The organism is Neomoorella carbonis, assembly GCF_045278715.1.
Taxonomy (GTDB): domain Bacteria; phylum Bacillota; class DSM-521; order Neomoorellales; family Neomoorellaceae; genus Neomoorella; species Neomoorella carbonis.
Map to the genome: position 1 here is coordinate 2,388,670 of NZ_CP136420.1, position 26,001 is coordinate 2,414,670.

At 54.4% G+C, this 26,001-nt stretch carries 34 protein-coding genes; 12 read left to right on the forward strand and 22 right to left on the reverse strand.

The features are described 5' to 3' along the window. Nucleotides 1-24 precede the first annotated feature (24 nt). The 14 genes from MCACP_RS12120 to acpS form a co-directional block, all read right to left on the reverse strand. Entirely contained in the window at nucleotides 25-591 is a 567-nt protein-coding gene (locus MCACP_RS12120; RefSeq protein ID WP_406677004.1) for a 5-formyltetrahydrofolate cyclo-ligase, read from the reverse strand. 348 nt (nucleotides 592-939) lie between these two features. Then, nucleotides 940-1,962 (reverse strand): tRNA (adenosine(37)-N6)-threonylcarbamoyltransferase complex transferase subunit TsaD, encoded by a 1,023-nt coding sequence (gene tsaD, locus MCACP_RS12125; RefSeq protein WP_406677005.1) that lies wholly within the window; start codon nucleotides 1,960-1,962, stop codon nucleotides 940-942. Beyond that, complete coding sequence (rimI, locus tag MCACP_RS12130) at nucleotides 1,925-2,392, reverse strand: ribosomal protein S18-alanine N-acetyltransferase (protein ID WP_406678751.1); 468 nt, start codon at nucleotides 2,390-2,392, stop codon at nucleotides 1,925-1,927. Before rimI ends, tsaD begins: the two co-directional genes overlap by 38 nt. Then, nucleotides 2,389-3,096: a tRNA (adenosine(37)-N6)-threonylcarbamoyltransferase complex dimerization subunit type 1 TsaB gene (gene tsaB, locus MCACP_RS12135; RefSeq protein WP_406677006.1), complete on the reverse strand. Its 708-nt coding sequence runs from the start codon at nucleotides 3,094-3,096 to the stop codon at nucleotides 2,389-2,391. Before tsaB ends, rimI begins: the two co-directional genes overlap by 4 nt. Then, nucleotides 3,077-3,595 (reverse strand): tRNA (adenosine(37)-N6)-threonylcarbamoyltransferase complex ATPase subunit type 1 TsaE, encoded by a 519-nt coding sequence (gene tsaE / locus MCACP_RS12140; RefSeq protein ID WP_406677007.1) that lies wholly within the window; start codon nucleotides 3,593-3,595, stop codon nucleotides 3,077-3,079. The genes tsaB and tsaE overlap by 20 nt, the downstream gene beginning before the upstream one ends. Beyond that, entirely contained in the window at nucleotides 3,585-4,166 is a 582-nt protein-coding gene (locus MCACP_RS12145) for a uracil-DNA glycosylase (RefSeq protein WP_406677008.1), read from the reverse strand. Before MCACP_RS12145 ends, tsaE begins: the two co-directional genes overlap by 11 nt. A gap of 101 nt (nucleotides 4,167-4,267) precedes the next feature. After that, complete coding sequence (thiE, locus tag MCACP_RS12150) at nucleotides 4,268-4,897, reverse strand: thiamine phosphate synthase (protein WP_406677009.1); 630 nt, start codon at nucleotides 4,895-4,897, stop codon at nucleotides 4,268-4,270. Between the two features lie 70 nt (nucleotides 4,898-4,967). Continuing rightward, nucleotides 4,968-5,357 carry a response regulator gene (locus MCACP_RS12155; protein ID WP_406677010.1) on the reverse strand — a complete coding sequence of 130 codons (390 nt, stop codon included), beginning with the start codon at nucleotides 5,355-5,357 and terminating at the stop codon, nucleotides 4,968-4,970. 109 nt (nucleotides 5,358-5,466) lie between these two features. Then, nucleotides 5,467-6,168 carry a gamma-glutamyl-gamma-aminobutyrate hydrolase family protein gene (locus MCACP_RS12160; protein ID WP_406677011.1) on the reverse strand — a complete coding sequence of 234 codons (702 nt, stop codon included), beginning with the start codon at nucleotides 6,166-6,168 and terminating at the stop codon, nucleotides 5,467-5,469. A gap of 32 nt (nucleotides 6,169-6,200) precedes the next feature. Next, nucleotides 6,201-6,551 (reverse strand): type II toxin-antitoxin system PemK/MazF family toxin, encoded by a 351-nt coding sequence (locus MCACP_RS12165; RefSeq protein WP_141262942.1) that lies wholly within the window; start codon nucleotides 6,549-6,551, stop codon nucleotides 6,201-6,203. Between the two features lies 1 nt (nucleotide 6,552). After that, nucleotides 6,553-6,828 carry a CopG family ribbon-helix-helix protein gene (locus MCACP_RS12170; RefSeq protein ID WP_406677012.1) on the reverse strand — a complete coding sequence of 92 codons (276 nt, stop codon included), beginning with the start codon at nucleotides 6,826-6,828 and terminating at the stop codon, nucleotides 6,553-6,555. Between the two features lie 158 nt (nucleotides 6,829-6,986). Next, nucleotides 6,987-8,108 (reverse strand): alanine racemase, encoded by a 1,122-nt coding sequence (gene alr, locus MCACP_RS12175; RefSeq protein WP_406677013.1) that lies wholly within the window; start codon nucleotides 8,106-8,108, stop codon nucleotides 6,987-6,989. Then, a complete protein-coding gene (locus tag MCACP_RS12180) occupies nucleotides 8,080-9,666 on the reverse strand; it encodes an NAD(P)H-hydrate dehydratase (protein ID WP_406677014.1) in 1,587 nt (528 codons plus the stop codon). The genes alr and MCACP_RS12180 overlap by 29 nt, the downstream gene beginning before the upstream one ends. Before the next feature lie 76 nt (nucleotides 9,667-9,742). Beyond that, entirely contained in the window at nucleotides 9,743-10,126 is a 384-nt protein-coding gene (gene acpS / locus MCACP_RS12185) for a holo-ACP synthase (RefSeq protein ID WP_406677016.1), read from the reverse strand. Between the two features lie 232 nt (nucleotides 10,127-10,358). Here acpS and acs point away from each other — a divergent pair, with 232 nt between their 5' ends. Next, complete coding sequence (gene acs, locus MCACP_RS12190) at nucleotides 10,359-12,305, forward strand: acetate--CoA ligase (protein ID WP_406677017.1); 1,947 nt, start codon at nucleotides 10,359-10,361, stop codon at nucleotides 12,303-12,305. 146 nt (nucleotides 12,306-12,451) lie between these two features. On the opposite strand, the gene MCACP_RS12195 is transcribed toward acs, so the two are convergent. Further along, a complete protein-coding gene (locus MCACP_RS12195; RefSeq protein WP_406677018.1) occupies nucleotides 12,452-13,033 on the reverse strand; it encodes a transposase in 582 nt (193 codons plus the stop codon). Between the two features lie 89 nt (nucleotides 13,034-13,122). On the opposite strand from MCACP_RS12195, the gene tnpA (MCACP_RS12200) reads away from it, so the two are divergent. From tnpA (MCACP_RS12200) to tnpC (MCACP_RS12210), 3 genes are all read left to right on the forward strand, one after another. Beyond that, a complete protein-coding gene (tnpA, locus tag MCACP_RS12200) occupies nucleotides 13,123-13,449 on the forward strand; it encodes an IS66 family insertion sequence element accessory protein TnpA (RefSeq protein WP_406676604.1) in 327 nt (108 codons plus the stop codon). Then, complete coding sequence (tnpB, locus tag MCACP_RS12205) at nucleotides 13,443-13,799, forward strand: IS66 family insertion sequence element accessory protein TnpB (RefSeq protein WP_406676603.1); 357 nt, start codon at nucleotides 13,443-13,445, stop codon at nucleotides 13,797-13,799. The genes tnpA (MCACP_RS12200) and tnpB (MCACP_RS12205) overlap by 7 nt, the downstream gene beginning before the upstream one ends. Nucleotides 13,800-13,879: 80 nt before the next feature. Next, nucleotides 13,880-15,454: an IS66 family transposase gene (tnpC, locus tag MCACP_RS12210; RefSeq protein ID WP_406676602.1), complete on the forward strand. Its 1,575-nt coding sequence runs from the start codon at nucleotides 13,880-13,882 to the stop codon at nucleotides 15,452-15,454. 47 nt (nucleotides 15,455-15,501) lie between these two features. On the opposite strand, the gene MCACP_RS12215 is transcribed toward tnpC (MCACP_RS12210), so the two are convergent. Next, nucleotides 15,502-16,173 (reverse strand): hypothetical protein, encoded by a 672-nt coding sequence (locus MCACP_RS12215; RefSeq protein WP_406677019.1) that lies wholly within the window; start codon nucleotides 16,171-16,173, stop codon nucleotides 15,502-15,504. 247 nt (nucleotides 16,174-16,420) lie between these two features. On the opposite strand from MCACP_RS12215, the gene MCACP_RS12220 reads away from it, so the two are divergent. Both MCACP_RS12220 and MCACP_RS12225 read left to right on the forward strand, forming a co-directional pair. Further along, the gene (locus tag MCACP_RS12220; protein WP_406677020.1) at nucleotides 16,421-17,776 is read left to right on the forward strand and encodes a histidine kinase; all 1,356 of its coding nucleotides are present in this window, start codon (nucleotides 16,421-16,423) and stop codon (nucleotides 17,774-17,776) included. Continuing rightward, nucleotides 17,766-18,524 (forward strand): LytR/AlgR family response regulator transcription factor, encoded by a 759-nt coding sequence (locus tag MCACP_RS12225; RefSeq protein WP_406677021.1) that lies wholly within the window; start codon nucleotides 17,766-17,768, stop codon nucleotides 18,522-18,524. The genes MCACP_RS12220 and MCACP_RS12225 overlap by 11 nt, the downstream gene beginning before the upstream one ends. Nucleotides 18,525-18,626: 102 nt before the next feature. On the opposite strand, the gene MCACP_RS12230 is transcribed toward MCACP_RS12225, so the two are convergent. Further along, nucleotides 18,627-19,004: a hypothetical protein gene (locus tag MCACP_RS12230; RefSeq protein WP_406677022.1), complete on the reverse strand. Its 378-nt coding sequence runs from the start codon at nucleotides 19,002-19,004 to the stop codon at nucleotides 18,627-18,629. Nucleotides 19,005-19,129: 125 nt separating this feature from the next. Between MCACP_RS12230 and tnpA (MCACP_RS12235) the strand changes: the two genes are divergently transcribed. The 3 genes from tnpA (MCACP_RS12235) (at nucleotide 19,130) to tnpC (MCACP_RS12245) (ending at nucleotide 21,461) form a co-directional block, all read left to right on the forward strand. Beyond that, nucleotides 19,130-19,456, forward strand: a complete 327-nt coding sequence (gene tnpA, locus MCACP_RS12235; protein ID WP_406676604.1) for an IS66 family insertion sequence element accessory protein TnpA — start codon at nucleotides 19,130-19,132, stop codon at nucleotides 19,454-19,456. Then, nucleotides 19,450-19,806: an IS66 family insertion sequence element accessory protein TnpB gene (gene tnpB / locus MCACP_RS12240; protein WP_406676603.1), complete on the forward strand. Its 357-nt coding sequence runs from the start codon at nucleotides 19,450-19,452 to the stop codon at nucleotides 19,804-19,806. The genes tnpA (MCACP_RS12235) and tnpB (MCACP_RS12240) overlap by 7 nt, the downstream gene beginning before the upstream one ends. A gap of 80 nt (nucleotides 19,807-19,886) precedes the next feature. Next, nucleotides 19,887-21,461, forward strand: coding sequence for an IS66 family transposase (gene tnpC, locus MCACP_RS12245; RefSeq protein ID WP_406676602.1), 1,575 nt, complete (start codon nucleotides 19,887-19,889; stop codon nucleotides 21,459-21,461). On the opposite strand, the gene MCACP_RS12250 is transcribed toward tnpC (MCACP_RS12245), so the two are convergent. From MCACP_RS12250 to MCACP_RS12260, 3 genes are all read right to left on the reverse strand, one after another. Beyond that, nucleotides 21,349-21,750 carry a hypothetical protein gene (locus MCACP_RS12250; protein WP_406677023.1) on the reverse strand — a complete coding sequence of 134 codons (402 nt, stop codon included), beginning with the start codon at nucleotides 21,748-21,750 and terminating at the stop codon, nucleotides 21,349-21,351. The genes tnpC (MCACP_RS12245) and MCACP_RS12250 overlap by 113 nt on opposite strands. Before the next feature lie 145 nt (nucleotides 21,751-21,895). Beyond that, the gene (gene arsB, locus MCACP_RS12255; RefSeq protein ID WP_406677024.1) at nucleotides 21,896-22,969 is read right to left on the reverse strand and encodes an ACR3 family arsenite efflux transporter; all 1,074 of its coding nucleotides are present in this window, start codon (nucleotides 22,967-22,969) and stop codon (nucleotides 21,896-21,898) included. Between the two features lie 35 nt (nucleotides 22,970-23,004). Continuing rightward, nucleotides 23,005-23,397 carry an ArsR/SmtB family transcription factor gene (locus MCACP_RS12260; protein ID WP_406677025.1) on the reverse strand — a complete coding sequence of 131 codons (393 nt, stop codon included), beginning with the start codon at nucleotides 23,395-23,397 and terminating at the stop codon, nucleotides 23,005-23,007. Between the two features lie 310 nt (nucleotides 23,398-23,707). Between MCACP_RS12260 and MCACP_RS12265 the strand changes: the two genes are divergently transcribed. Further along, nucleotides 23,708-23,896 carry a DUF5320 domain-containing protein gene (locus MCACP_RS12265; RefSeq protein WP_406677026.1) on the forward strand — a complete coding sequence of 63 codons (189 nt, stop codon included), beginning with the start codon at nucleotides 23,708-23,710 and terminating at the stop codon, nucleotides 23,894-23,896. Here the strand turns inward: MCACP_RS12265 and MCACP_RS12270 are convergent. Next, the gene (locus tag MCACP_RS12270) at nucleotides 23,893-24,303 is read right to left on the reverse strand and encodes a PadR family transcriptional regulator (RefSeq protein ID WP_406677027.1); all 411 of its coding nucleotides are present in this window, start codon (nucleotides 24,301-24,303) and stop codon (nucleotides 23,893-23,895) included. The genes MCACP_RS12265 and MCACP_RS12270 overlap by 4 nt on opposite strands. Before the next feature lie 110 nt (nucleotides 24,304-24,413). Between MCACP_RS12270 and MCACP_RS12275 the strand changes: the two genes are divergently transcribed. Next, nucleotides 24,414-24,896 (forward strand): permease, encoded by a 483-nt coding sequence (locus MCACP_RS12275; protein WP_406677028.1) that lies wholly within the window; start codon nucleotides 24,414-24,416, stop codon nucleotides 24,894-24,896. After that, nucleotides 24,893-25,435 carry a permease gene (locus MCACP_RS12280; protein WP_406677029.1) on the forward strand — a complete coding sequence of 181 codons (543 nt, stop codon included), beginning with the start codon at nucleotides 24,893-24,895 and terminating at the stop codon, nucleotides 25,433-25,435. Before MCACP_RS12275 ends, MCACP_RS12280 begins: the two co-directional genes overlap by 4 nt. 1 nt (nucleotide 25,436) lies before the next feature. On the opposite strand, the gene MCACP_RS12285 is transcribed toward MCACP_RS12280, so the two are convergent. Next, nucleotides 25,437-25,952 (reverse strand): (Fe-S)-binding protein, encoded by a 516-nt coding sequence (locus tag MCACP_RS12285; protein WP_406677031.1) that lies wholly within the window; start codon nucleotides 25,950-25,952, stop codon nucleotides 25,437-25,439. Nucleotides 25,953-26,001: the final 49 nt, after the last annotated feature.

Below are 26,001 nucleotides of genomic sequence, written 5' to 3' on the forward strand. Positions count from 1 at the left end.
CCTCCGGCTCGGGCCCTTTATGCCTCAGGGCTGAATAATTTCTGTATCAGTGATCACCATATCCACCGGCCGGTCATGGGCCTCGGGATAAACGTCAGGGACAATCTGCTCGGCAAAGGCCAGGGCGATGGTCCTGGTCTCGGGCCTTAAGGTTGCCAGAAAACGGTCATAATAGCCAGCGCCGTAGCCCAGGCGGTTGCCGGCCCTATCAAAGGCCACCCCGGGTACGATGACCAGGTCGATGAGTTTGGGATCCAGGGGGCGTAAGCTTTCCGGCCTGGGTTCCAGGATACCCCAGGTACCGGGCTGCAGATCGTCAGGGAAAGCAAGGACTTCCGAAGCAATAAGGCGACGCCCATCCCGGACGCATAGGGGAACGGCAACCCGTTTTCCCCCGGCCAGGGCTGCTTTAATCAGGGCAGGGGTAGCCACTTCACTGCCAAAGGAAACATAACTCATAATTGTGCCGGCCTGCTGCCAGGCAGGTAGCCCCTGGAGTTTATTAACAATAATCTCGCTTTTAGCTTCTCTGACTGTTTTTGCCAGGGCATCACGCCTGGCTATAATCTGCTGCCTTAACTGCTTTTTCAAGTTTTACACCTCCCGGCCCGGCCAGTCAGCTTAGATGATTAGACATAAAGGCGACAGATTCCTTCCATAGACTCTAAGAAAATAGCTCCCGGTCTTCTTCATAAGAACATAGTCCCAGCCTGTATCCACAATCTTTCCACATGTTAACCCCTTGAAAATCAAGCCTTCCAGCCAGTTATCCACATTTAGTGAATAACTTGCGACGGGGAGGATTTTAAATTTATCCACAGCAAAGGAAGCCTTAATTCCAGGTTAATCACAGGTTTATACACATTATCCACAGGTCAAATCGTCCACAAAAACAGCCGTTCAGGTCCCAAAATGGTCCCGGAACAGTCCGCCAGCCTGTTAATAAAGGGGTAAATCGGGGATAGCGTTTAAATCCAGGGGGGCAAAATCCCGGCGCAGGTACTGGTAGTAGGCGGCGCAGGCGATCATGGCGGCATTATCGGTGCACAAATCAGGTGCCGGGCAAAAAACAGGTAAACCCGCCTCCCGGCCTGCTGCCGCCAGCTCCCGGCGTAAGAACCCGTTGGCCGCCACACCCCCGGCCAGGAGGATGGAGCGGGCGCCAAAACGCCTGGCTGCCTGGACGGTTTTGGCCACCAGCACTTCTACCACCGCCGCCTGGAAGCTGGCCGCTACATCGGCGTGCTCAACCTCCTCCCCGACCTGCCGGGCATGATGGAGGTAATTGATTACCGCTGACTTCAGGCCGCTGAAGCTGAAGTCCAGGCTGCCTTCATCCAGCCAGGCTCGCGGGAAATTGATAGCCCGGGGATTGCCTTCCCGGGCCAACTTTTCCAACTCAGGGCCACCCGGGTAAGGCAGGCCCAGTACCCGGGCCACTTTATCAAAGGCTTCCCCGGCGGCGTCGTCCCGGGTAGACCCCAGAATACGCCGGCGGGTATGGCTTTCCAGGTAGACCAGGCTGGTATGGCCGCCGGATACCACCAGGCAGGCGGCCGGCAGGGGCAATTGGGGGTATTGCAAAAAGCCGGCATAGATATGGCCCAGCAGGTGGTGGACGCCGATGAGGGGTTTATCCAGGGCATAGGCTAGGCTTTTGGCGTAGGCCAGACCCACCAGCAAAGCTCCCACCAGGCCGGGCCCGTACGTAACCGCCACGGCATCCAGGTCGGTGAAGGACAGGCCGGAAGTAGCCAGGGCTTCGGCCACCACCGGGACGATATTTTCCATGTGATGCCGGGAGGCTATCTCCGGCACTACCCCGCCAAAGCGACGGTGAGCAGCGATCTGGGAAGCAACGATGTTGGAACGTACCTCAGTACCATTAATAACGACGGCTGCCGCCGTCTCATCACAGGAAGTTTCAATGGCCAGAATAGTGGTCGCCTGTTCCACTGCCATTCTCCTCAAAAAAATGTTTCCACATTATAATGGCGTCTTCGCGGTTGTCGTTATAATAACCCTTTCGTATCCCGGCGCGGGAAAAGCCCAGGCGTTCATAAAGGCGCTGGGCCGGCCGGTTGGAAACACGTACCTCCAGGGTCATCCTGTCGGCGCCCAGGTGCATAGCTTCCTGCATCAGGACCTTGAGAAGCAGCTCCCCCAGGCGCCGGCCGCGGTACCGGGGGTGGACAGCCACATTGGTAATGTGGGCTTCATCAAGGATAATCCACATCCCGGCATAGCCAATAACCTGCCCTCCGGCCAGGGCTACATAATAATAAGCAAAATTATTGTTATATATTTCATTTAAGAAGGAATGGCGCGTCCAGGGGGTAGAAAAGGATACCCTTTCAATGGCCAGCACCCCATCCAGGTATTCGCTGGTCATGGGCAAGATTTGCACTTCGACCGGACCTGCCTCTCCGCCGGTGACGGACGGAGATAGAGTGGCTTTAACTGGAAAAGGTCGTCTGCCTGCCCTGCCAGGAGACGTTCCCGGCCCAACCTGGCTATTTGCGCCGCCCGCGGCAGGGCGCTGGTGGAGGGAAGAAAGCGGGCCCTGGGTCCCAGCTGCTGCCATACTTCCCAGTAGGGTGCTACTCCATCGCCTAAAAAATAGACCGGCATAGTGTACGATTTTAATGATTCGACCAGCGAGCAAGGATCCACGGCCTGATATGGTGTTAAACGGCATAATTCTCCCTCCTGCCAGCGGTAAAGGGCCGTATATACCTCCTGGCGGCGCGCATAGAGCACCGGACACACCAGCCCCGGTACCTCCCAGGCGTTCCAGGCCAGGCCATCCAGGGTGGGAATACCGGCCACCGGCTTTCGCGCCGCGTGGGCCAGGCCTTTGACTGTGGCCAGGCCAATCCGTAAACCTGTAAAGGACCCCGGCCCCAGGGCCACGGCCAGGCCGTCAAGATCGGCCAGCTTCACTCCAGCTTCACGGAGCAGGGCAGCGATCATGGGTAACAGGCGCTGGGAGTGGTTTTTGCGGGTATTGAAAAACAATTCAGCTACCAGCCGGTCGCCATCGATTAAAGCCACCCCGGCAACCTGGGTGGCACTGTCAAGCCCCAGGACCAGCAATTTGCTTCAGCTCCTCCAGAATACGGAGATAACGTTGCCCCCTGGCCGTCAGGGTGGCGCGGCGGCCTGCCTTGGGGTCATACTCCAGGCAAACCTCCAGGTACTCCGGGGGTAAAAATTCCCCCAGGCGCTCCCCCCACTCGACCGCCGTCACTCCCCGGCCGTAAAAATACTCCTCCAGCCCTAGTTCCAGGGCAGCCTCGGGGTCTTCCAGGCGGTAAACATCAACATGGTAAAAAGGAAGGCGGCCCTGGTGTTCCTGGATCAGGGTAAAAGTAGGACTGGTTACCTTACCGGTCACTCCCAGGCCCTGGGCCAGACCTTGGGCCAGAGTGGTCTTGCCGGCTCCCAGTTCCCCGGTAAGGATAACAACATCTCCCGGACCTAAAAACCCGCCCAGGATCCGGCCCAGTTCCCCGGTGGCCTCAGCATTCTTTAACCATATTTGCACGGTCGTCACCATTATTCCTGTTTCGATTCTCGCCCGTTTATTCTTCAAACTCCAGGGACAGCTGTTCCGCCTGCAGGGCGCGGTAAACGTCCCGCAGGCTTTTAAAATCCTCCCACACCGGCCGCTTTTTGGCAGCATCCCTCAGCAGGGCGGCCGGATGAAAGGTGGGCAGGTAGCGGATACCATCCCGGGCAATCCACCGACCCCGCAACCGGGTGATGCTAGCCCCGGGGGCAATTAAAGTTTGGGTGGCCACTGCCCCCAGGCAGACGATAATTTTAGGCTTAATGAGTTTAATCTGGGCCTCCAGGATTGGCCGGCAGGCCTGCACTTCAGCGGGAACCGGCTGGCGGTTGCCCGGAGGACGGCATTTAACGACATTAGTTATATATAATTCTTCCCGTTTAAAGCCGGCAGCAACCAGGATGCGGTCGAGAAGCTCTCCGGCAGGCCCCACAAAGGGTCGCCCCAGTTCGTCTTCCCGGGCGCCGGGACCCTCTCCCACCAGCATTAAGCCGGCCCGGGGGTTACCCTCACCAAAAACCACCTTCCTGGCCCCCTGCCTTAAGCTGCATTCCTGGCAGGCCAGGGCCTTCTGGCGCAGGGTTTCCAGGTCCATAATCACCACCCAAAACCTTACTTCTACCTTTCCGGCGATATTCCTGCCGGGTAATTGCTTTCCCTGGCCGGCCCGACACGGTCGCGTAACATCTTGATACGCTAGTGCCGGGCCCGCCTGACGGCGGCCAGCAATTCCTTAGCGGCTGCGGCAACGTCCGGGGCGCCGATCACCGCCGAGACGACGGCCACGCCGTCGGCTCCAGCCGCAATAACCTCGGCAGCGTTGCTGGTGTTGATGCCACCTATGGCGACAACAGGGATGGCGACTGCGGCCCGGATAGCCTTTAACCCAGCCAGGCCAATGGGTTCGCCGGCATCCCCTTTACTTTTAGTAGCGTAGATGCTGCCAACGCCCAGGTAATCCGCACCGTCCACAACCGCCTGCCGGGCCTCGGCCACCGTACCCGTTGATACCCCCAGGATTTTTCCCGGGCCCAGAAGCTCCCTGGCTACCCTGGCCGGTAAATCCTCCTGGCCGATATGCACGCCATCGGCCTCTACCGCCAGAGCTACATCCAGGCGATCGTTAATGATAAAGGTAGCCCCGGCAGCGCGGGTAAGCTCCCGAATCTCCCGGCCCAGCTCTACCAGTTCCCGGGCTGACAGGTCTTTCTCCCGCAGCTGAATGGCCGTCGCTCCGCCGGCCAGGGCCTGGCGCACCAGTTCCAGGGTCGGCCGGCCCCCTCCCAGTTTAGTAGTAATGATAACGTACAGGTCCCATGGAGCCATAACATTGTCCTCCTCCAAAAAGTATAAAAGCCACCTACCGTGGTATGCAGGCGGCTCTTATACTTCGTTATTACCGGGCCACTTTCCTGCCTGTAGGTTCCGCCTCGGGTAAAGCAACCCTGACCTTGGCCTTTAATTCGTCCAGGTCAAAGGGTTTGTAGATAAAGTCGCTGGCTCCCAGACGCAAGACTTCCGCCACAGCCATCCCATCAACATAAGCCGACATGATAATGACTGCTGTCTCCGGTGCCAGGGCCCTGATCCGCGGCAGGGCTTCCAGCCCGCTCATGACGGGCATCCTTACATCCATCACTACTACATCCGGTCGCCAGCGTTCCACCTGGCGCAGGGCATCCCTCCCGTTAACTGCTGTTGCCACCTGATAGCCTTCTTCCTGAAAAGCAAGCTGCAATAAGGCACGGACACCCCGCTGGTCATCAACGATGAGTATCCTTGGCACGACCTATACATCCTCCGGCGTTAGCTGGAAAATCAGTTGTCCTATGTTTTTTATTCGACATCCACTGACCAATTCCTTGCAACTTAGGTAAAAAATATATTAGAAAACGTTACCCCAAAAACTGTTCGACAAAATATTCAAATAGATATTTCTGCCGCCGGTCATGACCATACAAATCCTCCGGGTGCCACTGGACGCCAATTACCACGACCTCCCCATCTCCTTCCAGGGCTTCAATCAAGCCATCAGGAGCCACGGCACTTACCCTTAAACCCTTACCCACCCGGCGGACTGCCTGGTGGTGGAGGCTGTTGACGCGCGCCGCCGCCCCCAAGATTCCTGCCAGCCGGGTGCCGGGTATAACTTTAATATCATGGCTTGGTTGCTCCCTGGGCCCGGCCTGGTTATGCTCCAGGGCACCTGGAACTTCTGTTTTGATATCCTGGTACAGGTTACCCCCGGCAGCTACATTGAGCACCTGGACGCCCCGGCAAATGGCAAGTACCGGCTTGCCAGCCGCCAGGGCGGCCCGGGTAAGGGCCAGCTCAAAGGCATCCCGTTCCGGAAGGACTTTATACAGCCCGGCTTGCGGCCGGGCGTTAAAAAAAGACGGCTCAATATCACCGCCACCCGTTAAAAGCAGGCCATCAATGATTGCCAGGTAACCTGCTGCCAGTTCCGGCTTTACCGGCGGTAAGAGTAACGGCAGGCCCCCGGCAGCTGTAATAGCCTGGAGATAGGTCGCCCGCAAGAAAGCGCGTTCCCGACCACGCTCCAGGTCACAGGTAACCCCTATTCTTGGCGCAGCCATAGTTCTCCCCCGTCACTTGCCCTTCCCAAAAACTATATCTCTATCAAGCCCAGGCTGATCTCAATGGCCCGGTTGACCTTTTCCAGGGTTTCTTCATCAAGGACGGCTACCTTTTGCTTGAGGCGGCTTTTATCAATAGTACGGATTTGTTCCAGGAGGATAACCGAATCCCGCTCCAGGCCGCTCCTGGCAGCGCTGATTTCCACGTGGGTGGGTAATTTCGCCTTGGCAATCTGGGAGGTAATAGCGGCAACGATGGTGGTAGGACTGTACTGATTGCCGATGTCATTCTGGATGATAAGTACCGGCCGGGTTCCTCCTTGTTCGGAACCGACCACCGGATTTAAATGGGCATAAAAGACGTCTCCACGCCTAACCAGCATTTTATTTACACTCCGTCAGTCTATCATCATAGTATTTCTGGGCTTCATTTTCTACATCATAGTTTTCCACCGCAAGGGCCAGATTGATTGACGCCATTTCCTGGTAGCCCCGCTTCATTTGCTCCCGGATATTGCGGCGTTTACGCTCTGTAATATATAATTTCATGGCTTCGCGAATAAATTCACTCCTATTACGCCTTTCCATGGTCGCCAGGCCGTCGACCTCGGCCAGGAGGCTTTCCGGTAGACTGATCATGATCCGTTTGACACCCGGCAAAGAAGAGGCACCTCCTACTGGGAAGTAGCAACTTTAGGTCACCTGGGACAGGGGGTTACGTCCTATAAAAACTCTATATTGCTGTCATGATATAACCAATTATAGCGGTAAAGGATTACCAGCGCAAGGCCGGGAGAAATCATTTTAACGGCCATTTTTTAACTTTGGTTATATACCCGCGGTACCCTCCCGGAAATCAGGCAAAGAATTTCATAGTTTATCGTTCCCATCCAGGCAGCCACCTCCTCTACGGATAAGATCTCCTCTCCCTGGCGGCCGAAAAGGACAACTTCATCACCGGCGCGGGCTTCTGGTATAGCCGTAACGTCTATCATACACTGATCCATGCAGACCCGGCCGATTACCGGCGCCCGGCGTCCCCGGATCAGTACTTCCGCCCGGTTGGAAAGGAGACGCGAGTAGCCGTCGGCGTAGCCCACCGGCAAAGTTGCTATCCTGGCGGGAGCAGGCGTACAGTAGGTGCAGCCGTAGCTGATATACGTCCCGGCCGGCACCTCCTTCACCAGGACGACCCTGGTCTTTAAAGTCATGGCCGGGCGTAGATCCAGGCGCTCCCTCCGGACCTCCGGGGAAGGATAATGGCCATAAAGGATAATGCCCGCCCGCACCAGGTTGAAATGGGTTTCCGGCAGGTCGATAATGGCCCCGCTGTTGGCCGCATGGCGCCAGGGGAAGGTTATGCCCTGGTGCTCCAGGTCGGTAATTACCCTTTGAAACAGGGCCAGCTGCCGCCTGGTATAGGTTTTATCGGCTGCATCGGCAGCGGCAAAATGGGTGAAGATACCTTCCAGCCGGACGTGGGGCAACCTGGCTATGGCCAGAGCCTCTGCTACGGCCCGGTCAGGTAAAAATCCCAGCCGTCCCATGCCGGTATCTATTTTCAAATGCAGCCGCGCCCGGGTACCGGCAGCAGCGGCGGCTGCATCCAAGATCCGGGCCTGTTCCAGGCTGAAAACCGTCTGGGACAGGTCCGCGGCCACCACCCGGCCGGCATCTTCGGCCGGGGTATAGCCTAAAATAAGCAGAGGGGCTGTAATCCCCTCCTCCCGTAAAGCCAGGGCTTCATCGAGCGTGGCTACCCCCAGCCAGGTGACCCCGTTTGCCAGGGCCGTCCTGGCTACCGGTACGGCCCCGTGGCCGTAAGCGTTGGCTTTAACAATAGCCATAATCTCTGTTTGTGGGGCTAATATTTTTTTAATGGCGCGGACATTGTGGGCGATCGCATCTAAATCAATCTCGGCCCAAACCGGCCGTGACACCGGCCTCCACCTCCAAATTGCGGCAAACCGCTGGTAAAAAGTTTAACAAATCTCCTGCCAGGAGAGCATACTGGCCCACGCTGGCCCGCGCCTCGTCCCCGGCCGCTCCATGCAAGAAGGCCCCCAGGGCCGCGGCCACCCCTGGCTCCAGCCCCTGGGCCATAAGGCCGGCAATAACCCCCGTCAGGACGTCGCCGCTGCCGGCAGTAGCCATGCCGGGATTTCCCGTAGGATTAATGTAGGCCTGCCCATCGGGCCAGGCGATGATGGTGCGGGCACCTTTAAGGACGAGGACCACCTGCCATTCCCGGGCGTACTTCCTGGCTATCTCCAGGCGATCTTCCTGGACTCTGGCCGCCGTTGTCCCCACCAGGCGCGCCATCTCCCCCGGATGGGGTGTCAGAACCAGGGGACCGTGATCACCGGTAAGGATACTGGTATCTGTTGCCAGGGCGTTGAGGGCATCGGCATCGACCACCGCCGGAACTTTAAGGCGGGGTAGGAGCTCCTTTACCAGTTCCACAGTTGCCGGGTCCCGGGAAAGGCCGGGGCCCAGGGCCAGGACGTCACATTGCGCCAGGCGCTCCAGGATGGGTTCCAGGGCCTCCCGGCTTAAAGATCCGCCCGGTGTTTCCGGCAGGGGACAGGTCATTACTTCCGTCGTCTTCATTTCCAGGATCCCGTGGACACCACGGGGTACGGCCGCCGTTACCAGGCCGGCCCCGGCCCTTAAAGCTGCCGTGGCCGCCAGGGCAATAGCCCCGGTCAGGCCCGGTGAACCGCCCACGGCCAGGACATGGCCGTAAAGGCCTTTGTGACCGCCGGCCTCCCGTTTGGGCAGGCGAGAGCGGCACCAGGCCGTTGTCAGCAGGTGCAGGTCAAAACGCTGGCTATCAATGAGTTTCTGGGGGATGCCTATGTCGGCCACTTCCAGGCGACCGGCGTAGCTCGCCCCCGGCTCGACGGCCAGGCCCAGTTTGGGCAGGGCAAAGGTTACGGTCCAGGTAGCCTGAATGCAGGGGCCAAAGGCCCGGCCGGTATCGGCTTCCAGGCCGGAGGGCAGGTCAACGGCCACTGTATCCCGGTGGGCTTTATTGATCATGGTAATGACGGCTGCCGGTAAGCCCATGGCCGCTCCCTTAAAACCGGTACCAAAAATGGCGTCTACCACCAGGTCGGCATAAAGAAGGGCGATGTCAGCCCGCTGGAGGTGGCTTTCTCCCAGAATAGGGTAGAGCCTTCCGCCCATCTTCTGGTAAATTTCCAAATTTGTCCGGGCATCACCCCGGAGGTCCTCCGGCCTGGCGAGAAGGAAGACCTTAACCTCCGCCCCCTGGTTTAACAGATGCCGGGCCACCACCAGACCGTCGCCCCCGTTATTGCCTTTGCCGCAGAAGATTAATACCCGGCGGTTCTTCACCCGGTCTTGAAAATGGCGCCGGATGGATTCGACCACCCTTAAACCCGCATTTTCCATGAGAACAATACTGGGTACCAGGTACTCGCTGGAGGCCAGGCGGTCCAGCTGCCCCATTTCCGCGGCTGTTACCAGGTACATGGCGCATCCCTCTTTACGCAAAAATAGCTTTATCACAGGCTGGCATTGCCGGTAAGCTCCAAATCAAAGCAGCGCGCTAACCCCTGCAGGGATCTTCCAAAGCCTGGGCTACTGCCGCAGCATAGGCCCGGCAGTGGGACAGGCTGACGGTAACGGTGCCGGTTCCCCGCTCGCGTGCCAGTTCCCCGGCCCGGCCATAGAGCATTACCCGGGGCCGCCCACCCTCTTCCCGGCCAATCTCAATGTCCCGGAAGGAACAACTACCCAGGCCCACCCCCAGGGCCTTCATTACCGCCTCCTTGGCGGCAAAACGGGCGGCCAGGGAAGCCCCGGGACGGTGCCGGCTCAAACAGTATTCCTGTTCCGCCGGCGTGAATAATCTGTTCATTAAACGCGGGTGGCGCTTTAAAGCCCTTTCCAGGCGTTCAATTTCAATGATGTCAATACCAAGGCTCGCCATAATCCCATCCTTACCATGTTAATCGCCTTTTAGTCCCCTTTGCTTTATTCGGCAATAATGGTGAAAAACCTCCTTGGCGGTAAAAAGTCGTTTAACAGGCGCAAAGTGATACCAGGGCAACTTGAACCCCAATGCCTACCGTTAACTCCGTTATAACGACCTTTGGCGCCAGAAGCCTTTATTTTTCTTGCTTACCTGTTTAAGATAGAAGCACAAGAAGGGAGTGAGAACCATGAGTAAAGACACCAGGACCATCGAAACGCTGCTGAAGGAAAACCGTACTTTTCCTCCACCGCCGGCCTTTGCTGCTGCAGCCAATGCCAGGGATGCCGGCTTATATAAGGAAGGCGAAGATATAGAACAATTCTGGGCCAGGGAAGCTGCTAAGCTCCACTGGTTCCGGCCCTGGGACCGGGTGCTGGAGTGGGAATATCCCCTGGCCTGGTGGTTTAACGGCGGCACCCTCAACGTATCATACAACTGCCTGGACCGGCACCTGGAAACCTGGCGCCGCAACAAGGCGGCCCTTATCTGGGAAGGAGAACCGGGCGACTCTGTCGTCCTTACCTACCGCGACCTGTACCGGGAAGTCAACAAATTTGCTGCCGTCCTTCGTTCGCTGGGAGTTAAGCGCAATGACCGAGTCACCATATATCTACCTATGATCCCGGAACTACCCATTGCCATGCTCGCCTGCACCCGCATTGGCGCCGTCCACAACGTGGTCTTCGGCGGTTTCAGCGCCGCCGCCCTGCGGGACCGGATTAATGATATTGGCGCCAAGGTCCTGATCACCGCCGACGGCGGCTTCCGTAAAGGAAGAATAGTTGCTTTAAAGGAAAATGCCGATACCGCCCTGACCGCAGCACCTTCTGTCGAAAAAGTCATTGTTACCAAGCGTACGGGGCAGGGGATAAATATGCAGCCGGGGCGGGACCTCTGGTGGCATGAACTCATGGCCGCCGCTCCTCTCTATACACCGCCGGAACACATGGAGGCGGAAGATCCCCTCTTCATCCTCCATACCAGCGGCACCACCGGTAAGCCCAAGGGAGTAGTCCATACCACGGCCGGTTATCTGGTCGGCGTTGCCACTACCTCCCGTTACGTCTTCGACCTTAAAGATGAAGACGTGTACTGGTGTACTGCCGACATCGGCTGGATTACCGGCCACAGCTACGTCGTCTACGGTCCTCTGGCCAACGGGGCCACCGTTCTTATGTATGAGGGCAGCCCCGACTATCCCAAGCCGGACCGTTACTGGCAGATTATTGAGAAATACGGTGTTACCGTTTTTTATACCGCACCTACGGCCATCCGCTCCTTTATGCGCGCCGGCCCGGCTTTCCCGGCCCGGCACGACCTCTCTTCCCTGAGGTTACTGGGGACAGTCGGTGAGCCCATTAACCCCGAGGCCTGGATGTGGTACTACAACTATATCGGCCACCGCCGCTGCCCCATTGTCGATACCTGGTGGCAGACGGAAACGGGCATGATCCTCATTACCCCCCTGCCGGGTTTGACGCCTTTAAAACCCGGCTCAGCCTGCCATCCTTTTCCTGGGGTGGAAGCAGCGGTGGTCGACGACCGGGGCGAACCGGTACCACCGGGTAAAGGCGGCTACCTGGTTATTAAAAAGCCCTGGCCGGCCATGATGCGCACCATCTTTAACGATCCCGAGCGCTATGTCAACCAGTACTGGAATCGCATCCCCGGTTATTACTTTACCGGCGACGGCGCCCGCGTGGACGAAGACGGCTATTTCTGGCTCCTGGGCCGCGTGGATGACGTCATTAACGTCTCCGGCCACCGCATCGGTACTATGGAGGTAGAAAGCGCCCTGGTGGACCATCCCGGTGTTGCCGAAGCGGCCGTCATCAGCCGGGAACATGAAATCAAGGGGCAGGCCATAGTGGCCTTTGTCACGGTCAAGGACGGCGTTGAAGCCACCCCCGCCCTGGCCCAGGAGCTGAAGGAACATGTAGTACAAAAGATCGGCGCCCTGGCCAGGCCGGAAGCCATTTTCTTCACCGCCGAATTGCCCAAAACCAGGAGCGGAAAAATCATGCGCCGCCTCCTCAGGGATATCGCCGAGGGCCGCGCCCTGGGGGACATCTCCACCCTGGCCGACCCGGTGACGGTAGCCAGGCTGAAAGCCGTTTACGCCGAAGAAGCGTAATCCGGAGGTCAGAAGCAGGAAAGCGTGGGGCGGAAGCGCGGAGGAACCGGCTAAAGCCGGTTCCTCCGCGAGAAGGGAGTGCCCGTAAACAGAGGGGTTCTCCCTTTTTATATTTGGGCAGTGCCTCTATAGATGTCCCTGAGGCTCTATGTCAATAGTTGTGGGATTAAATTTTGGGGGCAACATCCCAGGAAAATTTTTTTGATGAAATGATTACGATTCCTAAAACCAAAACTTAAGCGTTTGAGCATTTTACTTAAAGTATTCTTGCCTTCTATATAACCATTGGTGTACCGGCGGCCTTGCTGGGTGTATCTAACCAGGTTTAATATTTCTGACCTCCAGGACTTAATAGTACGAGCCCATACCCGTCCCTCTAGATTTGCAGCGCATTCTGCATTTATAAGCCAACGGCTTAAGACAATTTCTGCCTCTTCAACCCGGTCCATCTTTATGATTTGTCTTAAATCTTCTTTTAGCTGGTACAGTTCATAGAGGGACGGGTATTTATTCTTAATTTCTTCTAGCTGCTGTTGTTGTCTGGGAGTAAGTTTTTCTTTAGCCTTGAGCAAGGGTAGGCGAGGTATATTCTCCTTGCCTGCTTCTTGCTCTATCTTGCGTGCTTCATTTAAGCGACGGTTGGCATCCTGAATTACATGGAAAGGGTCTACTATTATCCTAGCTGAAGGAAAGATTGCTTTTATTAACTTGCGCCAGGAGTCTTTCATGTCGTAAGCGTCAAACCCAACCCACCTAGCACCAAAGCAACATTTATAGGATAATCTCCCTCAAGAACATCAATGGAGGGGGATTTTTTATGACCAAAGCCGAACGGCAAGCACTATGGGAAACCCGGATAGCTGAATACAAGAAGAGTGGGCAGAGCGTAAAAGAATGGTGCTCCTCCCATGAGGACGTTAACCCCAAGCAATTATGGTACTGGCTGCGGAAGTATAAAAACCAGGATGCGGTTTCCCCGGGAAACTCAAACCGGTGGTTGCCGGTAAAAATAACCGAGCAGGCTTCTATAGAACAGGGCCACGCTTTACTGGTTAATGTAGGACCGGTCAGCATCGAAGTAAAGCCCGGCTTTGATCCCGCCTTGCTTTCTCAGGTGGTTAAGGCGCTGGTGGCTTTATGCTAAACGAAACAGGCATCGACCGGGTTTATCTCGCCTGCGGTGCAACGGATCTGCGCAAGTCCATTGACGGCCTGGCGGTGCTGGTCAAGGAAGGGTTTGAACTGGACCCCTTCTCTTCTTGCCTTTTCGTTTTCTGTAACCGCAATAGGGATAAACTAAAGATCCTCCACTGGGAGCACAACGGTTTCTGGCTTTATTACCGCCGGCTGGAGAAGGGCAAATTCCTATGGCCTCAAGATACCACTTCGGCAACCATCACCATAAGCCGTCGGGAGCTGCGCTGGCTGCTTGACGGCCTCCCCTTAAAACAGCCCCAAGCCCATCCCGAGGTAAAAGCGCGCACCATCTTGTAATATAAAGTACCAGAAAGAAATATTTTCTGTTTATGGTTGATTCTAGAGGAATTCGAAGCGATTCGTCGAATCATTAATGCATGAACACTTCTCAATCTATCGCTGCCATGACTATAGAAGAGCTGCAAGAGCGCTGTGTTCAGCTGGAACGGGAGAATGCCGAACTAACCGCCAAGCTAAACTGGTTTATGGAGCAGTTTCGTTTAAGCAAGAAGCGGCAATTCGGTGTTTCCAGCGAACGGACCAAGCCTTTAGAAGAGCAGCTTTTACTTTTTAACGAAGCGGAAGCGGAAGCCCGGCCGGAAGCACCTGAGCCGGATTTGGAAACCATCACCTACCAGCGCCGCAAAAAACACAGCCGCCGGGATATGAACCTGGAAGAACTGCCGGTAGAAGTAATAGAGCACCGCCTGCCGGAAGAAGAGCGGGTCTGCCCGTGTTGCGGCGGCCCTTTGCATGAAATGAGCACCGAGGTGCGGCAGGAACTCAAAGTAATCCCCGCCCAGGTGAAAGTGGTCAAACATGTGCGCTACGTCTATTCCTGCCGCCGCTGCGAGAAGGAGGAGATAAGTACTCCCGTTATCACGGCACCCATGCCTGCTCCTGTACTTCCCGGCAGCCCCCTATCTCCCTCCCTCCTGGCCTACATCATGACCCAGAAATACGGGGCAGGCCTACCCCTCTACCGCCAGGAGCAGCAGTTTAAAGGTTTGGGGATAGACCTTTCCCGGCAGACAATGGCCAACTGGGTGCTCCATGGAGCCAACACCTGGCTAACCCATATTTATGACCGCCTCCATGAATACCTGCTTAAAAGAGATATCCTCCATGCCGACGAGACCACCTTACAGGTGCTGCAGGAACCCGGGAGGGAAGCTACCACCAAATCATATCTTTGGCTTTACCGTACCGGGCGGGACGGACCCCCCATCATCCTTTACGACTACCAGACCACCCGGGCCGGCAAACACCCCCGCCGCTTCCTGTCAGGTTTTAAGGGTTATTTGCACGTTGACGGCTATGCCGGCTACAATGAACTTCCAGATGTCACCCTGGTCGGCTGCTGGGCCCATGCCCGGCGCAAGTTCGATGAGGCGCTCAAGGCCCTGCCGGAGGCGAAACGTTCGGCAGCCGTGGCTGCCAGGGAGGGGCTGGAGTACTGCAACCAGCTTTTTGCCATAGAGCGTGACCTGAAAGAAGTTCCACCAGAGGAACGATATCAAATCCGCCAGGTGCGCAGCCGGCCCATGCTGGACGCCTTTTTGGCGTGGCTAAAAAAACAGAAAGCGCAGGTGCTGCCCAAAAGCTCCTTTGGGCAGGCGATTTACTATTGTCTTAGCCAATGGGATAAACTAACCGCTTTTTTACAAGACGGGCGCTTGGAACTCGATAACAACCGGAGTGAACGTTCCATCAAGCCCTTCGTCATCGGCCGCAAGAACTGGTTGTTTGCCAACACCCCGCGGGGTGCCAAAGCCAGCGCCATTACCTATAGCATCATAGAAACGGCAAAAGAAAACGAGTTAAATCCCTTCCAGTACCTTATTTACCTCTTTGAAAAATTACCCAACCTGGACCTCCAGGATAAAGATGCCCTGGATCAACTCCTGCCTTGGTCGGAAACTTTGCCTCCTGTTTGCCGTATGCATAGTTAAGCTTGTTTTTGCCCCCACCTCGGTGATAGGTGGGGGCTATTTTACGCTTACTTCATGTCAATTACTACTGCTTCTACTTTAACCCCGGCTTTTTTGAGCCCCTCCAGGTAAGCCTTTATAGTTGCTTTCCTGTCATCACCCAAAATCGTCAAAGGCCTCTTATCCGGTTCCAGGCGCCCTACTACGCATACATAATCATTCCCGCTAAAGGACAGTTCATCTAAGGTTAAGACTATGGGCTCTTGAGTATCATCTGCTGGAAGACCGGACTGGATATACTTGTCTAGTAATCTTATAACCCTATTAGGAGTAAGGTGTAATATTCGGGCTGCATAGGTAAAGCTCATCCTCTGGGCATAATACACTACTGTCTGCACTCCTAGTTTTGTAAATCTGGCCCAGGGGATGGTATTCGGAGGACGAAGGGTAAAAGTCTTATGACAATGGTAACACTTATACCGTACAGGAACCCAGGATAAAAAAATCCATCTCCCGTATAAAAAAGCGTGACGAATTTTCCTTTCTTGGGGCTTCCGGTTCTTCTTTAAAATGCCGTGCTTATGTAATTTGCCTTTGTTACATGCAGGGCATAATGCTGGCGGGTCTAGCGTCACCCTTAACACAATATCTTTACGTTCCTGCTGTTCTCCTAAAATGGACGGGAGTATTTTATCAAAATTCTCTTGTCCATTGAGGGTGATCGTGCTATTCTTATTCATGGGGGCACTCCTTTCCTGTTGGGGTTTTGTTTGCTAATATTGATTTGGATGTGCCCCCATCTTTTTCCTCCTTTAGCTCCTAAAATCTCTTCTCCTCTGTCCTTCCATATCTACCTATCCCTTCCCACACTTTTTATTATAGAGCCTGTCCCTGATTGACAAAGAAGCCAGTTCGTTGTAGCATGGAATCAACAAAGGTCGGCGCCCGCTTTCTTAATTTTTCGTCACCTGATTGGAGGAAATAATCATGGCTTATAAATTATACCTCCTCTTTATAACATTGACCCTGGGGGAAACTATAACTGCAATCATCTTTTTTCACGCCCCACCCTTAATCACCCCCCTTATTTTTGGGGGGATCAACGCCCTGGGGTTAGGAGCTTTAAAGGCTTTGCAGGGGCCCCCGTGCTCATTAACCCAGTCCCCGGTGGAAAAAGAGGAGGAGATCGGCGGGACGGAAGGTATTTTCGCTTCCACCCTGCAAATTGCCCATGAAACCCTGCCGGTATTACGCAGGGGTTTAAATGAAGCAACGGCTGCAAAGACAGCTGAAATCATCCAGAATATCACCGAAGTCCCGGCCATAGCCATAACCGACCGCGAACACGTGCTAACCTTCCTGGGGGTAGGCTGCGACCAGCACCGGGCCGGCGACCGGATTTTAACGGAAGCCACCAAAGAAGTCATCGCCACGGGCAAGTTGAAAGTTGTGCATACCCCCCAGGGGCTTTGCTGCCCGCGGTATAACATGGGCTGTAACTGCCCTTTAAAAGCAGCAGTGATCGTTCCTTTAAAATGCCGGGAAGAAATAGTCGGCGCTTTAAAGCTCTACCAGACCCGGGAAGGGGTCTTCCCGCCCCAGATCATCCGCCTGGCCATCGGCCTGGCCGATCTTTTGAGCCTGCAAATCGAGCTGGCCGAGCTGGACCGCCAGCGCCAGCTCCTGACTGAAGCCCGGCTGGAAGCATTGAACGCCCAGATCAATCCTCACTTCTTCTTTAATACCTTGAATACCATTATCAGCTTCAGCCGTACCGACCCGGAGCGGGCCCGCCGCCTGCTGATCCGCCTGGCCAGCCTCTTCCGCCGGACCTTAAACCGCCGCGGCAGCCTGACTACTTTGCGGGAAGAGCTGGAATGTGTCCGTACCTACCTGGTCCTGGAAAAGGCCAGGTTCGGCAGCAAATTCCGTTACTTTCAGGATGTACCATTAGAACTGCTGGATTATCACATTCCCGTCCTCAGCTTGCAGCCGCTGGTAGAAAACGCCATCAACCACGGCCTGCTGCCCAAAGAGGGGCCCGGGATGATCAAAATATCCGGGCGCCTGGCAGGCAATGAGCTTCATTTAACCGTCAAGGATGATGGTGTCGGTATCCCACCGGAAAAAATTCCCCTGGTACTCCAGCCGGGGTACGGGTCGGGTAACGGTGTCGGTTTAAGTAATGTCAACCTGCGCTTCCAGAACCTTTACGGCCCGGATTATGGTTTGCGCCTGGAGAGCAGCGTTAACGGTACGACTGTTTTCCTGCGGGTGCCCGTTATCCGGCCGGCAGTGGTAAAAGATGCCTCAGCAAAGGAGTTGCTAGTTAATGAAGCTTAAAGCCCTGATTGTCGATGACGAATACCCGGCGCGACAGGAACTGCGCTTTATGCTCCAGGAATTTAAAGACATAGAAGTGGTGGGCGAAGCTACCAATGCCCGGGAGGCTTTAAATCTCGTCAGCGCCCTTGATTACACGGTGCTTTTCCTGGATATCAATATGCCCGGGATGAACGGCCTGGAGCTCTCCCGGGCTATTCAAAAACGACCCAACCCGCCCTTCATTATCTTTGTCACGGCCTATGAGGAATACGCCCTGCAGGCCTTTGAAGTCAACGCCGTCGATTATCTCTTAAAGCCTTTTGATGAAAAGCGCCTGCGCCAGGCCATCGATAAAGTCCGCCGCCTGGTGGAACAGCGCCAGCAGCCGGCAACTCCTGAAGCAGGGAGCGGCAGCGACGGCAAGGGCCGCCTCAACCGCCTGCCGGTAGAAAAAGACGGCAAGACCATCCTCCTTGATCAAAACGACCTGATTTATGCCTGCACCCAGGGGGATAATGTTTATTTAAAAACATTAAATGAACAATACCTCACCCGTTTTACCCTTAAAGAACTGGAAAACCGTCTGGATGCCCGGGTTTTCTTCCGCTGCCACCGCTGTTATATCGTCAACCTGACCAGGGTGCGGGAAATCGTTCCCTTCTTCAACGGCACCTACACCTTGATTATGGCCGACAAGCAGCAAAGCGAGGTGCCGGTGAGCCGCAACCAGGCCCGCAAGCTGAAAAGCCTTCTGGGCATCAATTAAAATATTTTAAGCCGGCCACCGTCCGGCATTCCTGCTTCTCAAGGGGAAAGCGTTCTTTCACCCTGGTCTTTCTCCCTGCAAATACAGGCGCATCCTCTCAGCTTAGAAACCGTACTTGCTTGATAATAAAACAGTTATTATTATAGCAAGGGCGCTGATAATCACACCGGCTAAAGTATTCCTTTGACTCCTGCTGTACTCATGTAATTCTTGATGTAGTAAGTTGAATTTTTCCTCCAACCTGTTATATGCCTCTCTCATTTCATCACGTAATTGGTTTGATTTGCCTTCCAAGCCGTTAAGATCTTCCTTCGTTTCCCGGTTCAGTTTGTCGAGCTTTTCATTCATCTCGCGGCTCGACTTGTCAACCTCCGCCTTCGTCTCCTGCCGCAGTTTTTCAAGTTCTTCTTTCAGCTCACGGTTCGACCTGTCTACCTCTGCTTTCGTCTCCTGCCGCAGTTTGTTAAGATCTTCTTTCATCTCCTGGCGTAAATTATCTATTCTTTGGTCCAGGGTTGCGTAAGCGTCAAACCCAACCCACCTAGCACCAAAGCAACATTTATAGGATAATCTCCCTCAAGAACATCAATGGAGGGGGATTTTTTATGACCAAAGCCGAACGGCAAGCACTATGGGAAACCCGGATAGCTGAATACAAGAAGAGTGGGCAGAGCGTAAAAGAATGGTGCTCCTCCCATGAGGACGTTAACCCCAAGCAATTATGGTACTGGCTGCGGAAGTATAAAAACCAGGATGCGGTTTCCCCGGGAAACTCAAACCGGTGGTTGCCGGTAAAAATAACCGAGCAGGCTTCTATAGAACAGGGCCACGCTTTACTGGTTAATGTAGGACCGGTCAGCATCGAAGTAAAGCCCGGCTTTGATCCCGCCTTGCTTTCTCAGGTGGTTAAGGCGCTGGTGGCTTTATGCTAAACGAAACAGGCATCGACCGGGTTTATCTCGCCTGCGGTGCAACGGATCTGCGCAAGTCCATTGACGGCCTGGCGGTGCTGGTCAAGGAAGGGTTTGAACTGGACCCCTTCTCTTCTTGCCTTTTCGTTTTCTGTAACCGCAATAGGGATAAACTAAAGATCCTCCACTGGGAGCACAACGGTTTCTGGCTTTATTACCGCCGGCTGGAGAAGGGCAAATTCCTATGGCCTCAAGATACCACTTCGGCAACCATCACCATAAGCCGTCGGGAGCTGCGCTGGCTGCTTGACGGCCTCCCCTTAAAACAGCCCCAAGCCCATCCCGAGGTAAAAGCGCGCACCATCTTGTAATATAAAGTACCAGAAAGAAATATTTTCTGTTTATGGTTGATTCTAGAGGAATTCGAAGCGATTCGTCGAATCATTAATGCATGAACACTTCTCAATCTATCGCTGCCATGACTATAGAAGAGCTGCAAGAGCGCTGTGTTCAGCTGGAACGGGAGAATGCCGAACTAACCGCCAAGCTAAACTGGTTTATGGAGCAGTTTCGTTTAAGCAAGAAGCGGCAATTCGGTGTTTCCAGCGAACGGACCAAGCCTTTAGAAGAGCAGCTTTTACTTTTTAACGAAGCGGAAGCGGAAGCCCGGCCGGAAGCACCTGAGCCGGATTTGGAAACCATCACCTACCAGCGCCGCAAAAAACACAGCCGCCGGGATATGAACCTGGAAGAACTGCCGGTAGAAGTAATAGAGCACCGCCTGCCGGAAGAAGAGCGGGTCTGCCCGTGTTGCGGCGGCCCTTTGCATGAAATGAGCACCGAGGTGCGGCAGGAACTCAAAGTAATCCCCGCCCAGGTGAAAGTGGTCAAACATGTGCGCTACGTCTATTCCTGCCGCCGCTGCGAGAAGGAGGAGATAAGTACTCCCGTTATCACGGCACCCATGCCTGCTCCTGTACTTCCCGGCAGCCCCCTATCTCCCTCCCTCCTGGCCTACATCATGACCCAGAAATACGGGGCAGGCCTACCCCTCTACCGCCAGGAGCAGCAGTTTAAAGGTTTGGGGATAGACCTTTCCCGGCAGACAATGGCCAACTGGGTGCTCCATGGAGCCAACACCTGGCTAACCCATATTTATGACCGCCTCCATGAATACCTGCTTAAAAGAGATATCCTCCATGCCGACGAGACCACCTTACAGGTGCTGCAGGAACCCGGGAGGGAAGCTACCACCAAATCATATCTTTGGCTTTACCGTACCGGGCGGGACGGACCCCCCATCATCCTTTACGACTACCAGACCACCCGGGCCGGCAAACACCCCCGCCGCTTCCTGTCAGGTTTTAAGGGTTATTTGCACGTTGACGGCTATGCCGGCTACAATGAACTTCCAGATGTCACCCTGGTCGGCTGCTGGGCCCATGCCCGGCGCAAGTTCGATGAGGCGCTCAAGGCCCTGCCGGAGGCGAAACGTTCGGCAGCCGTGGCTGCCAGGGAGGGGCTGGAGTACTGCAACCAGCTTTTTGCCATAGAGCGTGACCTGAAAGAAGTTCCACCAGAGGAACGATATCAAATCCGCCAGGTGCGCAGCCGGCCCATGCTGGACGCCTTTTTGGCGTGGCTAAAAAAACAGAAAGCGCAGGTGCTGCCCAAAAGCTCCTTTGGGCAGGCGATTTACTATTGTCTTAGCCAATGGGATAAACTAACCGCTTTTTTACAAGACGGGCGCTTGGAACTCGATAACAACCGGAGTGAACGTTCCATCAAGCCCTTCGTCATCGGCCGCAAGAACTGGTTGTTTGCCAACACCCCGCGGGGTGCCAAAGCCAGCGCCATTACCTATAGCATCATAGAAACGGCAAAAGAAAACGAGTTAAATCCCTTCCAGTACCTTATTTACCTCTTTGAAAAATTACCCAACCTGGACCTCCAGGATAAAGATGCCCTGGATCAACTCCTGCCTTGGTCGGAAACTTTGCCTCCTGTTTGCCGTATGCATAGTTAAGCTTGTTTTTGCCCCCACCTCGGTGATAGGTGGGGGCTATTTTACGCTTACCTTTCATCTCCTGGCGTAAATTATCTATTCTTTGGTCCAGGGTTGCTATTTTCCCCTCTAGACTATCTTTCAGGCCGTCAATACGCTGGGATAAATTGTCTATCCGCAAGGAGAGGTTGTCCGTCCGCTGGGCCAAATGATAATAACCGAATTCCGCTATCTTAGGTTCCACGCCTTCTGAAGCCGCAGCAATCTCTTTCCGAGCGCCTTCTATTATTTCTTTTTCCGACATGGCCATCCCCTTCCCCTCTCCTTTCTGCCAATATTTTAACACTTCCCGTAGGGGCCAACAAGTAAAACTTACCTGTCTATCCCCCTACAATGTAATAGCAAAAGTGAGGCTTACAGCCTCACTTTTTCTGTTCGATATCCCGCCTTTCATGCTACTTCTTGCCCGGTACCGCTTCATAGTACCGCCGCTGGAAACCCAGGGCCACGTTCACCAATCCGATCATTACCGGCACTTCAATAAGAGGACCGATGACTGCGGCGAAGGCCTGGCCGGAATTGATGCCGAAGACGGCCACGGCCACGGCGATGGCCAGTTCAAAGTTGTTGCTGGCGGCCGTAAAGGAAAGGGTCGTGGTCTGCTCGTAGTTGACCCCCAGGCGCATGCTGAGGAAAAAGGAAATTAAAAACATGATAACAAAGTAGCAGATCAGAGGAATGGCTACCCTTACCACATCCATGGGCAACGAGACGATATACTGGCCTTTCAGGGAAAACATAACCACAATGGTAAACAACAAGGCGATTAGAGCCAGGGGGCTGATTTTGGGAACAAAGTTTTTCTCATACCATTCCTTGCCCTTTGTCGGCACCAGGATGAAGCGAGTCAAAAAGCCGGCCACAAAGGGGATACCCAGGTAAATGGCCACGCTGGTGGCCACCTCGCCGATGGAGACGTGGACTTTCATCCCCTGGAAGCCCAGCCACGCCGGCAGCAGGGTGATGAAAATATAGGCGTAAATTGAATAAAAGATAACCTGGAAGATGGAGTTCAGCGCTACCAGGGCGGCGGCATACTCGGCGTCTCCCCGGGCCAGGCTGTTCCAGACAATGACCATAGCAATGCATCGCGCCAGGCCGATTAGGATGAGGCCGGCCATGTATTCCGGGTAGTTGTGTAAAAAGATGATGGCCAGGAAAAACATCAAGACGGGACCGATAATCCAGTTCTGGACGAGGGACAGGGCCATAACTTTTCCGTTGCGGAACACCTTGCCCAGTTCCTCGTACTTGACTTTGGCCAGGGGCGGGTACATCATGACGATCAGGCCGATGGCGATGGGGATTGATGTCGTGCCTATAGACATTCTATCAAGGGCTTCCGCAACCCCGGGCACAAGATAACCCAGGGCCACGCCGAAAGCCATGGCCAGGAAGATCCAGAGAGTCAAAAAGCGGTCCAGCAGGGATAACCTGGCCACAGGTTGGCTGTTGTTTGCTGTCGTCATTAAACTAAAACCTCCTCATCACTACTGATTTGCGTTTAACTTTCCCTTTCTTTATTACTGCCCATCTTCCGGAGCGGGCGACAGGCAACCTTGGGGTTGTCCAGTAGCTGCAGCAGCTTATGGTAGTCGGCAGTAAACTCTTTCTTTTCCGCCAGGGGCACATCCAGATAATCCAGCCAGCCCCGGAGGACCGCAGCCAGTTTTTCTTTATTGAGATGGTAAAAGACCCACTGGCTCACTTTTTCCTCCCAGACCAGATCAGCTTCTTTCAGGACCCGCAGGTGCTGGGAGATGGCCGGCTGGGTGATGCCCAGGATCTCTTCCAGCTCGCAGACGCACAGCTCCTGTTCGGCCAGCAGGGTGATAATCCTGAGCCGCAGGTGCTGGCCCAGGGCCTTGAAGGCCTTTTCCCACTCCTTCAATGTCACTTCTTCACCTCCTTATATAAGTTATTAATTATATAATATTACAGTTCAGGAGCCTTTGTCAATAATATTTAAGAGTTCGACTTAAGTCTTGCTTGTTGGTCTATGCTTTTTCTTTCTTCCTGCTAATTATTCTGGCGGCCCTGGTGGTAAGGGCCAACATGGCCGCCCCGGCCGGGCTAGAACCGGCCGGTGATACGCGATAAAAGGCGGGGATACCCCTTGACACAAACATTAACCAGCAGTATCATGTAATTAGCTTATATATGTTAATAGCATATATAAGCTAATCAAAAAAGGAGGAGAAGAAACAATGTTTAAGAGCCATGATTGCGACCCGCGGCGGGGATGTTGCTGCCATGGCCATCACCCCGGAGGCTTCCACCGCCGCTTTTTAACCACCGCAGAGAAAAAAGCCCGCCTGGAGGAGTATCTCAAGGAGCTGCAGGCCGAAGTAAAAGCCGTGGAGGAAAGGCTGAAGGAACTGGGCGAAGGGGCTTAATACCCCTTCGCCGCATCCGTGTCGTGCCCGCTAAAAAGTTTTTCATATCGCGCCAGGAAGGTTTCCAGGGCGGCTTTATTGCGCCGGATGGTCACCGCCCAGTCATGGAGATAATCTACTCCTTCCGGGGTTATCTCATACCGGCGGCGGGCCGGTCCCGGGCCGCTGGTCGACCAGTGGGACCGTACCAGGCCTTCTTCCTCCAGGCGCCTTAAGTTGCGGTAAACGGCCCCGGCATCGGGAACGCCATCCCATAACCCCAGGCGGTTCATGCTTTCTATTAGCTCGTAACCGTGGGTGGATTTCTCATAGAGCAGCAACAATAAGCAGGGCTGCAAAAAGCCTTCCATGCGGGCACCACGACAATCGCAGCGACTGTGATGCCCGCCGGGTTCATAACCGCACATGGATTCACTCCCTATCTGCTATTTACATATGTGTGTTAATATCCAGTAATAGGATAAACCAATAATTCCATCCCGTCAACAAGATGCTTAACAGATAAAGGAGAGATAACATGTTTACCCTGCTTCTTTACCTGCTGGCTCTGGGTGGCCTGTTAATTTCTTTTGGGAAAGACCGTCATAAAACCCAGCTGGCTTTAATGAAAGGCTGGAAGGCCTTTACGAACATCTTACCTGACTTTGCTGTCGTCCTGGCCCTGATAGGGATCATGCTGACTTACCTGTCACCTCATACCATTGCCGCCCTGGTGGGCAAAAACAGCGGCTTCGCCGGCATGCTGGCCAGCTCCATAGTCGGCTCCATCACCCTTATTCCCGGGTTCGTCGCCTTTCCCCTGGCCAAATCTTTGCTCGACCGGGGCGCCGGTATCATGCAGATGGCCGTCTTTGTCTCCACCTTGATGATGGTGGGTGTCGTCACCGCCCCCCTGGAAAGCAGGTATTTCGGTAAAAGAGAAACTATCCTCCGTAATTCGTTGAGCTATGTCTTTTCCTTTATCGTGGCTATTATCATCGGGATGGTGGTGGGATCGTGAACTTACTTAACTTAATTAAAACTTACCGCTACTTTTTATTAATTATCCTCTTTGATGTGATAATAACAATCTTTCATCCAGACACCGGCTTAACAATTTTCAAATACACCGCCGGTAACTTTGTCGAGATGCTCGCCATTATCCCGCCGATTTTTCTCCTTTTGGGCCTCTTAGATGTCTGGGTACCGCGGGAAACGATTATCCGCTACCTGGGTGAAGGCTCCGGGCTAAAGGGCATTGTCTTAAGCATAGTGCTGGGGGCGGCCGCCGCCGGGCCCCTCTACGGCGCCTTCCCGGTGGCCGCCGTCATGGCGAAGAAGGGTACTAAATACAGCAACATTATTATCTTCCTCTGTTCCTGGTCGACTTTAAAAATCCCCATGTTTTTATTTGAAATGTCGGCCTTAGGAATAAAGTTCGCCCTTACCCGCTGGCTGGTCAACGTCCCCGGGATACTGGCCATTGCTTATATTATCGATCGCCTTATAGGCGCGGAAGATAAGGCGGAATTCTACCGCCGCCAGATGACCAATCCATAGTTTATCCCAGCATCCCCTGCAGGGCGTTAAAGCGTTCACTATTGTCTGGCTCTGCCAGGGGCGGGCAATCTTCCAGGGTATTTTCGCCGCTCAGTAACCTGGCGGCAAAGGCCAGGCAGGTCACCTGGCCGCACCGGCGGCAATTGGTCCCGGGCAGCCATTTGTATATTTTGAGCGCTGTGGGCCTTTCCTTTTTGGTGAAAGTAGGGGTGATTTCCTTTTGCCGCTGGTGGGTGTCGTTGATTAAATCTTTGAGCCATTCCAGCACCTGGAGGGCGTCCGTCATATTGACCGCTTTGGCCATGGTGAGTTTGCGAGAGTAGAGGGTAATCAACCTGAACTCTTTCATAAAAGTCAGGTTTTTGCCGTAATGGTTATATACGGCATTCTTAATCACGGTATTGAGGTAGGGTAATAACTCCTCAATGTCCTGGCTCAAAACCGCCTGCAGGCGGATCTTTTCCGCATCGGCCAGGCAGGTTTCCACTTTGGTGACGTCTATTTTTTCCAGAAACACGGGCAGTACCTCCCCTCTGTCCGCTACTCTCATGAGTGTCAAACACAAC

What these genes read in the sequence shown, in the direction of transcription:
- tsaD (WP_406677005.1), bottom strand. Translation starts at nt 1,962, where the DNA reads ATGGCAGTGGAACAGGCGACCACTATTCTGGCCATTGAAACTTCCTGT.
- rimI (WP_406678751.1), bottom strand. Translation starts at nt 2,392, where the DNA reads ATGACCAGCGAATACCTGGATGGGGTGCTGGCCATTGAAAGGGTATCC.
- MCACP_RS12145 (WP_406677008.1), bottom strand. Translation starts at nt 4,166, where the DNA reads ATGGACCTGGAAACCCTGCGCCAGAAGGCCCTGGCCTGCCAGGAATGC.
- thiE (WP_406677009.1), bottom strand. Translation starts at nt 4,897, where the DNA reads ATGGCTCCATGGGACCTGTACGTTATCATTACTACTAAACTGGGAGGG.
- MCACP_RS12160 (WP_406677011.1), bottom strand. Translation starts at nt 6,168, where the DNA reads ATGGCTGCGCCAAGAATAGGGGTTACCTGTGACCTGGAGCGTGGTCGG.
- MCACP_RS12165 (WP_141262942.1), bottom strand. Translation starts at nt 6,551, where the DNA reads ATGCTGGTTAGGCGTGGAGACGTCTTTTATGCCCATTTAAATCCGGTG.
- MCACP_RS12180 (WP_406677014.1), bottom strand. Translation starts at nt 9,666, where the DNA reads ATGTACCTGGTAACAGCCGCGGAAATGGGGCAGCTGGACCGCCTGGCC.
- acpS (WP_406677016.1), bottom strand. Translation starts at nt 10,126, where the DNA reads ATGGCGAGCCTTGGTATTGACATCATTGAAATTGAACGCCTGGAAAGG.
- acs (WP_406677017.1), top strand. Translation starts at nt 10,359, where the DNA reads ATGAGTAAAGACACCAGGACCATCGAAACGCTGCTGAAGGAAAACCGT.
- MCACP_RS12195 (WP_406677018.1), bottom strand. Translation starts at nt 13,033, where the DNA reads ATGAAAGACTCCTGGCGCAAGTTAATAAAAGCAATCTTTCCTTCAGCT.
- tnpA (WP_406676604.1), top strand. Translation starts at nt 13,123, where the DNA reads ATGACCAAAGCCGAACGGCAAGCACTATGGGAAACCCGGATAGCTGAA.
- tnpB (WP_406676603.1), top strand. Translation starts at nt 13,443, where the DNA reads ATGCTAAACGAAACAGGCATCGACCGGGTTTATCTCGCCTGCGGTGCA.
- tnpC (WP_406676602.1), top strand. Translation starts at nt 13,880, where the DNA reads ATGAACACTTCTCAATCTATCGCTGCCATGACTATAGAAGAGCTGCAA.
- MCACP_RS12215 (WP_406677019.1), bottom strand. Translation starts at nt 16,173, where the DNA reads ATGAATAAGAATAGCACGATCACCCTCAATGGACAAGAGAATTTTGAT.
- MCACP_RS12220 (WP_406677020.1), top strand. Translation starts at nt 16,421, where the DNA reads ATGGCTTATAAATTATACCTCCTCTTTATAACATTGACCCTGGGGGAA.
- MCACP_RS12225 (WP_406677021.1), top strand. Translation starts at nt 17,766, where the DNA reads ATGAAGCTTAAAGCCCTGATTGTCGATGACGAATACCCGGCGCGACAG.
- MCACP_RS12230 (WP_406677022.1), bottom strand. Translation starts at nt 19,004, where the DNA reads ATGAAAGAAGATCTTAACAAACTGCGGCAGGAGACGAAAGCAGAGGTA.
- tnpA (WP_406676604.1), top strand. Translation starts at nt 19,130, where the DNA reads ATGACCAAAGCCGAACGGCAAGCACTATGGGAAACCCGGATAGCTGAA.
- tnpB (WP_406676603.1), top strand. Translation starts at nt 19,450, where the DNA reads ATGCTAAACGAAACAGGCATCGACCGGGTTTATCTCGCCTGCGGTGCA.
- tnpC (WP_406676602.1), top strand. Translation starts at nt 19,887, where the DNA reads ATGAACACTTCTCAATCTATCGCTGCCATGACTATAGAAGAGCTGCAA.
- MCACP_RS12250 (WP_406677023.1), bottom strand. Translation starts at nt 21,750, where the DNA reads ATGGCCATGTCGGAAAAAGAAATAATAGAAGGCGCTCGGAAAGAGATT.
- arsB (WP_406677024.1), bottom strand. Translation starts at nt 22,969, where the DNA reads ATGACGACAGCAAACAACAGCCAACCTGTGGCCAGGTTATCCCTGCTG.
- MCACP_RS12265 (WP_406677026.1), top strand. Translation starts at nt 23,708, where the DNA reads ATGTTTAAGAGCCATGATTGCGACCCGCGGCGGGGATGTTGCTGCCAT.
- MCACP_RS12270 (WP_406677027.1), bottom strand. Translation starts at nt 24,303, where the DNA reads ATGTGCGGTTATGAACCCGGCGGGCATCACAGTCGCTGCGATTGTCGT.
- MCACP_RS12275 (WP_406677028.1), top strand. Translation starts at nt 24,414, where the DNA reads ATGTTTACCCTGCTTCTTTACCTGCTGGCTCTGGGTGGCCTGTTAATT.